This is a genomic window from Anaerocolumna xylanovorans DSM 12503 (assembly GCF_900143645.1).
Lineage (GTDB): Bacteria > Bacillota > Clostridia > Lachnospirales > Lachnospiraceae > Anaerocolumna > Anaerocolumna xylanovorans.
Genome location: NZ_FRFD01000022.1, coordinates 1 through 1,495 on the forward strand (window position 1 = coordinate 1; position 1,495 = coordinate 1,495).

Annotated in this window: 1 protein-coding gene; it reads right to left on the bottom strand. The window is 38.4% G+C overall.

Going from position 1 to position 1,495, the window contains the following annotated elements:
- Nucleotides 1-260: 260 nt before the first annotated feature.
- The coding region (locus BUF11_RS23700; RefSeq protein WP_139243503.1) for an IS30 family transposase at nt 261-1,495 on the bottom strand (1,235 nt) is incomplete at its 5' end.

Genomic DNA, 1,495 nt, shown 5'->3' on the forward strand with positions numbered 1-1,495 from the left:
CCTTGAATGTAAATCGAAATTCCTATAGACTACAGCGAAGTTTTTTGTAATCACAACCTCTACTTTATTGATTTTACTAGTTAATATTACATTTACTTTTAAATTAATATAGCTATAATAGAACTGTGGACACTGTTTTTAGCTTTTTTTTGCGTACAAAAAGCAGACATCTGGAAAATACTGTGTAAAAGTAAGTTCCACACGATGAATTTACATTTTCATGGACTAATCTCTGCCTGTATCATATTTTCAGCTGATAATTAGTGTTTCAATAAGGATTTCTTTAGCATGATATCATCTGCGGGTACTGGTTTAAGGCCAGCAGCATGAATCAGCTTTTTATCAAGCAGTAACTGAGCCAGTTCTAATGGATTGCGGCCATTTAAACTGGCTCTTGCTGTACAGTTAATGTGATTTGCCAACAATGTCAAGTCTTCCTGTGTAAGACCGGTTATAGGTATACCTTTTGGTATTACCTTCCGAATATATCCGTGATTCTTTTCAAGCTTAGCTTTCTGCCAGGATGCCAGTGGATCACAAAAAAATACTTTAGTTCTTTCTCCTCCACTTAAGCTTTTCTCAACATCTGCCGGACCTTTGAATTCAGGGCCATTGTCCGTTAGAATAATCGGGAATGTATTGGTGAAAATTTCAAGTCCGAGCGCTGCTTCAAAACCATCAAAAACTTTCTTAACGCATTCCTTTGTGCAATCCGTCATAAGTATAATAAGCATCAGGCTACAGTTGCGGAACAGCATGGTGAGCATTACATTTCCGGTTTTATTGCTACCATGTACCGTATCCAGTTCAACCACATTTGTTTCAGGGTGTTCCTGTATGAATGACAGAAAATCCTTATAAGTCCTACCTTCCCTGTAAGCATAATCAGTTACTGGTTCTTTCCTCTTCTTTTTACGAGCCTTATATTTTACCTTCTTAGGAAGATCAATGTTCCTAGCAGTAAATATCCCCTGATCGATATAATTATACAATGACTTCATGGAGCATGGGATTTCATCCTTGTGGCCTGTATAAATGTGCGCTATTGACTGCCCACGTTTAATAAGCGGGGTTATTAAGCAATCCAGTTCATAAAGCTGTTGACGCGACAGAGCTATTCCTTCTCTAGTATCCTTTAGCAGGGATTTATAGGTATCATAAGCCACATTTGCCCGGTAAAAAAAATGAGGTTTGCGACAGTCATAGATACTTTGGCAACCATTACATACATAAGGTGCACGGGATATGTTCCTGCACATATCCGAATGATAATCCTGACAGAATGTCCTGCAATCATTCTTCTTACATGTACAGCACCTTTTCATCCTGTCGCAGTCAGGACACGTAGACTGTTTCTGGCAGTAAAAACGGTACATACAGTCATTGCTGTGAGTATTATATCCTTCATCTCCGATTCGGTGTTTCCTGATTTCCTTTGCAATTGTAGAGTTGTCTTTACCTACCTTATCGGCTATCTTTTTCAATGTGTAACCGT